Annotated in this window: 2 protein-coding genes and 1 pseudogene; 2 read left to right on the forward strand and 1 reads right to left on the reverse strand. The window is 64.2% G+C overall.

Annotated features, from left to right (window positions below; translation table 11 throughout):
* Nucleotides 1–167, forward strand: a pseudogene (locus ACVOLR_RS19985) (IS110 family transposase); the annotation flags it as partial.
* Nucleotides 168–203: 36 nt separating this feature from the next.
* On the opposite strand, the gene ACVOLR_RS19990 reads toward ACVOLR_RS19985, so the two are convergent.
* Entirely contained in the window at nt 204–962 is a 759-nt protein-coding gene (locus ACVOLR_RS19990; protein WP_481537979.1) for a Crp/Fnr family transcriptional regulator, read from the reverse strand.
* Nucleotides 963–1,069: 107 nt separating this feature from the next.
* On the opposite strand from ACVOLR_RS19990, the gene hisS reads away from it, so the two are divergent.
* The gene (gene hisS, locus ACVOLR_RS19995; protein WP_481537980.1) at nt 1,070–2,479 is read left to right on the forward strand and encodes a histidine--tRNA ligase; all 1,410 of its coding nucleotides are present in this window, start codon (nt 1,070–1,072) and stop codon (nt 2,477–2,479) included.
* The last annotated feature ends 332 nt before the right edge of the window (nt 2,480–2,811 follow it).

The raw sequence follows: 2,811 nt of genomic DNA on the forward strand, positions 1-2,811 counted from the left end.
GCAAACCCCTCTACACCGCCATCCGTGAGCGCGGCCACAGCAGCACCGCCAGTTTCAACATCCTGGCTAGAAAGCTGGCCAGAATCGCGTGGGGTGTCTTCAAGAGCGGCCGGGATTTCGATCCGACCATGCTGAGAGTAGGTCAAGCCTGCTTCCAGCAGGCTTGACCGCGAACATAGGATCTCGGCTCTACAGATGACGCCTTAGAACTCGTCGTTGGCCAGGTGCTGCAGCTCGGCGAAATCCAGAATCTCCACCACATTCAGGTGGGGCAGGGCGATCAGACCCTGCTGGCGCAGCTTGGTGAAGGTGCGGCTCACCGTTTCCATGGTCAGGCCAAGATGGTCGGCGATATCGCCGCGGCCCATCGGTAATGACACCCGGTTGCTGCTGCGCCCGTTCAAGGTCGCCTCGCGGGCGGCAAGGCGCAGCAGGAAGTCGGCCAACCGCTCCGGCGGCTGCAGGCGGGCCAGCGCAAGTGCGTTGTCCTGGGCCGCATCCAGCTCCTGGCAGGCGCGCTGCAGCAGCTTGCGCTCCAAGTGAGGGTAGCGTTGACGCAGGTCACGCATCTGCGTGGTCGGCACCCGGCAGACCCGGCTGTCGGCAATGGCCTCGATGTCGTAGCGGTGATGATCGCTGCCGCTCAGGCCCAGATAATCGCCCGGCAGTACAAAGCCGTTCACCTGTCGGCGGCCATCGGCCAAGGTGCGCACCAGGCGCAGCGCGCCCTCGGTTACTGTATAGACATAAGCGCGCGGCTCGCCGGCGCGGGCCAGTGTGGTGCCCATCGCCACTGGCGTGGACACGGTGATCTGCTCCAGCGCGTGTACTTCGTCACAGGACAGGGCCGAGCATACCGACAGGTGGCGGACCGAGCACTGCAGGCACTCGCGCCCGCCATTGCCTTCGGCGGCAATGGACGAAACCGTGGATTGCTCGGTGCCTTGGGCTGGCCGGGACATGTCTAGAACGAGGGGGAAGTGCCCAAATTATACTTCATGCGGCCAGACGGGCGGTGTGCGGCTAGAATTAGCGACCGTTTCCCCATTGAGTTGCAGGAGTTTTGCCCGTGATCAAGCCCCGTACCCCGCCCGGCATCATGGAATTGTTGCCGCGCGAGCAGATCGCGTTCCAGCGCATGCTGGACGTCATCCGCCGCAACTACGAGCGCTTCGGGTTCCTGCCGGTGGAAACACCGGTGTTCGAGCTGTCCGATGTGCTGTTGACCAAATCCGGCGGCGAGACCGAGCGCCAGGTGTATTTCGTGCAGTCCACCGGTGCGCTGGCCAATGCTGCGGAATCCGCTGACAAGGGCGGCCTGCCGGAGATGGCGCTGCGCTTCGACCTGACCGTGCCGCTGGCCCGCTATGTGGCTGAGCACGAGCACGACCTGACCTTCCCGTTCCGTCGTTACCAGATGCAGCGTGTCTACCGTGGCGAACGCGCCCAGCGCGGCCGTTTCCGCGAGTTCTACCAGTGTGACGTCGATGTGATCGGCAAGGACACGCTGAGCATCCGTTATGACGCCGAAGTGCTGGCGGTGATCTACGCGGTGTTCTCCGAATTGCGCATCGGCAACTTCGCCGTGCAGCTGAACAACCGCAAGCTGATGCGTGGTTTCTTCGAAGCGCAGGGCGTGGTGGATGCCGGGCAGCAGGCGCTGGTGCTGCGAGAGGTCGACAAGCTCGACAAGCGCGGACCGGATTACGTGCGTGAGACCTTGGTCGGCCCGGATTTCGGCCTGCCGGTTGACGCGGTCGATCGCATCCTGTCCTTCGTCGAAGTCCGCTCCAGCTCGCATGCTGATGCACTGGCGCAGATCGAGGCGGTACTGGCTGCCGCCGGCGAATCGGCAAGCGAGTCGCTGCGTACCGGCGCTGCCGAGCTGCGTGAAGTGCTGGAGCTGGTCAAGGCACTGGGTGTGCCGGCAACCGCGTATTGCCTGAATTTCTCCATCGCCCGTGGTCTGGATTACTACACCGGCACCGTGTACGAGACCAGCTTGGTTGATCACCCGCAGATCGGTTCGATCTGCTCGGGCGGTCGCTATGAAGACCTGGCCAGCCACTACACCAAGTCCAAGCTGCCGGGCGTAGGCATCTCGATCGGTCTGACCCGTTTGTTCTGGCAGTTGCGCGAGGCCAATCTGATCGACGGCATCGCCGAAAGCAGCGTGCACGCGATGGTGGCCTTGATGGACGAGGCGGCTATGCCACAGTCGCTGGATATCGCTCGCCGTCTGCGCGCTGGTGGCATCAATACCGAAGTGCAGATGGAGCCGAAGAAGATCGGCAAGCAGTTCCAGTACGCGGCCAAGGCTGGTATCCGTTTTGTGGTGTTGGCCGGTGAAGATGAGCTGGCGCGTGGTGTGGTTGCGGTGAAGGATCTGCTGCGTGAACAGCAGTTCGAGGTAGCCAGGGACGAACTGGCATCCACCCTGCAAGTAGAGCTGGAACAGACCCGCGCGATGGCGCGCTGATGAAAAGCCCCGCATAGCGGGGCTTTTTTTTGTCTGTAGTGCCGAGCCTGGCGGGGCGGGCGCCTTCCCAGTAAAGCCTCTGCCGAACATGGCTCGGCACTACAGTTTCGCCCTCTCCCTTTCGCGCAGCGAAGGGGAGGGCTGGGGAGGGGGTGGCCCTTCGCCGACCGATGAGCCATGGCTTCGCGGCTTACGCCGCCCCCACAACGGCGGGCCGGCCGGACGCCCCGCGCCAGGCTCGGCACGGGCCGTGCCGGGCACGCCCCCCCCGAGCAGGCCGCGGCACTAGGGATCGGGCGGGGGGACGCGGGGGGGGCGGCGCACTAATGTAT

It is taken from the genome of Stenotrophomonas sp. STEN030 (genome assembly GCF_056759995.1).

Coding starts and splice junctions, on each gene's coding strand:
- ACVOLR_RS19990 (WP_481537979.1), bottom strand. CDS start 962: ATGTCCCGGCCAGCCCAAGGCACCGAGCAATCCACGGTTTCGTCCATT.